We start from the raw sequence: 3,030 nt of genomic DNA on the forward strand, positions 1-3,030 counted from the left end.
GCCGATCGCCGGACAGCCGCCCGTCCCGCCGCCGCCGACGATGCCCCCGCGTCCGCCGGTACAGCCCGCCGCGCCCACCTCGGTCTTCGGCGACGCCGTGGCCACCCCGCCGCCTGTGCCGCCGCAGGCGCCCTCGCCGTTCGGCGCCCCCGATCCGCGCATGAGCGCGCCATCGGAAGACCAGACGGTCCGTTTCACCGGTGAACTGCCGCGCCGGGACGGTTCGCCGTTCGGTGACTCGGTGCCGGTGACCTCGGGTCGTGAGCACACCGAGGTGATCCGCCGCGAGCGGCCGACGCCGCGCGCCCAGGCGCCCGTCGACGCCCCCGCCCCCGAGACCGTGCGGGTGCCCGCGCCGGAGCCGGTGCGCGCGCCGATCACCGAGGAGCCCAAGGCCGACGACAAGGCCTGGTGGAACAGCCCCGACGAGGGCGGCGCGGTCCCGAAGCCGCCGTCGGAGCCCGGGTTGTCCTGGGCCGACGACCCGATCGCCCGTCGCCTCGCGCCGAAGACCCCGGTGACGCCGGTCAGCGAGAAGCCGGACATCGACAAGCGCCGCCTGCGCTGGATCATCGGCGGCGCGGCGGCCGCGGTGCTGCTCGTCGTCGCGCTGATCCTGACGATCGCCCTGGTCAAGCGCGGTGGTGGCAGCGACCCCGGCGTGACCGCCGCCCCGATTCCGTCGATCGCCTCGCCCACCGAATGCAAGGCCGTGGCCGAGCAGGCCGTCACCGTCGGCAACGGCCCGGGGGACACCTCGGCCGGCTCGAAGGCCATCCTGGGCTTCCAGTACGCCTTCTACGTCGACCGGTCCGGGGCCAAGGTGCGCGACTACGTGGCGCCGGACGCCGAGAACATCTCCACCGCCGAGACGATCCAGAAGGCGATCGACGAGCTGATCCCCACCGGGTCCAAACACTGCGTGAAGATGCGCGAGACCGCCGTCGGCCGCTACGACGTGGAATTGCGCGAATGGCATCCCGATGGTTCGGCGATCGTCTACAAGCAGGAGATCGTCACCACCAACACCGATGGGAAATGGCAGGTCAAGTCGATTACGGCGCGATAGCGGTCCCATAATCTGGGATCTCTATTTCACATCCTGGCGAACGGTATGCAATCGTGGGATGATTGCGGTTCCGTGGCGTTCCCGGGAGGTTTCCATGTTGTCGACAACTCCAGCACTGGCGAGCAAGCTCGCGGGCCTGCAGAGCTCGGCGATCAGGGACCTGCTCAAGCTCACGGCGCGCGCCGACATCATCAGCCTCGCGGGCGGGCTGCCCGCCGCGGCGCTGATGCCGCGCGAGCGCATCGCCGCCGCCGCGCAGGCCGCGCTCACCGACGCCGCGGCCCTGCAGTACACCGAGTCGCCGGGCTGGCCCGCACTCCGTGAGGTGATCGCGGCGCGCGAGTCCGCGCGGATCGGCCGCGCGGTGCCGCTCGGGGAAGTCTTCATCACCCACGGCTCGCAGCAGGCGCTGTCGTTGCTCGCCGAGGTGCTGCTCGATCCGGGTGCGCTGGTGATCGTCGAGGATCCCGCGTATGTCGGTGCGCTGCAGGTGTTCCGGGCCGCGGGCGCGCGAATCGTCGCGGTGCCGCTCGACGGTGACGGCATGCGCGTCGACGTGCTGGAAGACCTGCTCGCCGCCGGGGAGCGCCCCGCCGTCGTGCACACGGTGTCCAACTTCCACAACCCGGGCGGGGTCACCCTGGCCCCCGAACGCCGCCGCCGCCTCGCCGAACTCGCCGAGGCGCACGGCTTCTGGGTCATCGAGGACGACCCGTACGGCGAGCTCTGGTTCGACCGGCCCGCGCCCGATCCGGTCGCGAGCTACTCGCCGCAGGTGATCCGGCTCTCCAGTACCTCCAAGATCCTGGCTCCCGCCCTGCGCGTCGGCTGGATGGTCGCGCCCGACCACGTCTGTCGCGCGGTCGAACTGCTCAAGCAGGGCGCCGATCTGTGCGGCTCGGCCCTCACCCACCAGATCGCCACCGACTTGCTGACCGACACCGATTGGCTTGCCGCCCACGTCGATTCGGTGCGCTCCGCCTACGGCAGCCGGGCCCGTGCGCTGGTCTCGGCGGTGCGCGACACTTTCGGCGAGCGGGTGCGCAGCACCGACGCGACGGGCGGCATGTTCGTCTGGGTCGACTTCACCGACGGCACCGACACCACGGACCTGCTCCCCGCGGCCCTCGACGTCGGCGTGGCCTATGTCCCCGGCGCGGCCTTCGCCGTCTCCGACGCCTACCGTTCGTCGATGCGGCTGTGCTTCACCACCTCGGACGAGGCGACCCTGGCCGAGGCCGTGGCCCGGCTGGGGCGCGCGCTCTGAGTCCTCAGACCCAGCCGTAGGTGCGTTCGACCGCCTTGTTCCATTCGGCGTAGCGCAGGATGCGCTCGTCCTGGGACATGGTGGGCGTCCAGGTGTGATCCGCGGTCCAGTTGGCGCGCAGGTCGTCGAGGCCGGACCAGTAGCCCACGGCCAGGCCCGCCGCGTAGGCGGCGCCGAGCGCGGTCGTCTCGCGGACCACCGGGCGGACCACGGGGACGTCGAGGATGTCGGACTGGAACTGCATGAGCAGGTCGTTGCCGGTCATGCCGCCATCGACCTTGAGCGTGGTCAGTTCCAGATCGAGCTGCTGGGCGCCGGCATCGGCGCGCATGGCGTCGACGACCTCGCGGGTCTGGAACGCGGTGGATTCCAATGCGGCCCTGGCCAAATGGGCCTTGGTGACGAACCGGGTCAGGCCCGCGATGACACCGCGGGCGTCGGGCCGCCAGCGCGGGGCGAACAGCCCGGAGAAGGCGGGGACGAAGTAGGCGCCGCCGTTGTCCTCGACGCTGCGCGCCAGCGGTTCCACCTCCTCCGCCGAGGAGATGATGCCGAGATTGTCGCGCAACCACTGCACCAGCGAACCGGTGACGGCGATGGACCCCTCCAGTGCGTAGACGGCGGGCTGGTCGCCGAGCTGATAGCACGCGGTGGTGAGCAGGCCGTGCTTGCTGATCACCGGGGTGGTGCCGGT

The 3,030-nt window shown here is 71.4% G+C and carries 3 protein-coding genes; 2 read left to right on the top strand and 1 reads right to left on the bottom strand.

What is annotated here, in order from left to right:
- A partial coding sequence (locus ATM97_RS26395; protein ID WP_218720897.1) for a hypothetical protein occupies nucleotides 1-1,069 on the top strand: 1,069 nt, incomplete at its 5' end.
- 94 nt (nucleotides 1,070-1,163) lie between these two features.
- Nucleotides 1,164-2,336 (top strand): PLP-dependent aminotransferase family protein, encoded by a 1,173-nt coding sequence (locus tag ATM97_RS26400; RefSeq protein WP_218720898.1) that lies wholly within the window; start codon nucleotides 1,164-1,166, stop codon nucleotides 2,334-2,336.
- Nucleotides 2,337-2,340: 4 nt separating this feature from the next.
- Here the strand turns inward: ATM97_RS26400 and ATM97_RS34585 are convergent.
- The coding region (locus tag ATM97_RS34585; protein ID WP_255588467.1) for an FGGY-family carbohydrate kinase at nucleotides 2,341-3,030 on the bottom strand (690 nt) is incomplete at its 5' end.

This window comes from Nocardia sp. MH4 (assembly GCF_019266065.1).
Taxonomy (GTDB): domain Bacteria; phylum Actinomycetota; class Actinomycetes; order Mycobacteriales; family Mycobacteriaceae; genus Nocardia; species Nocardia canadensis.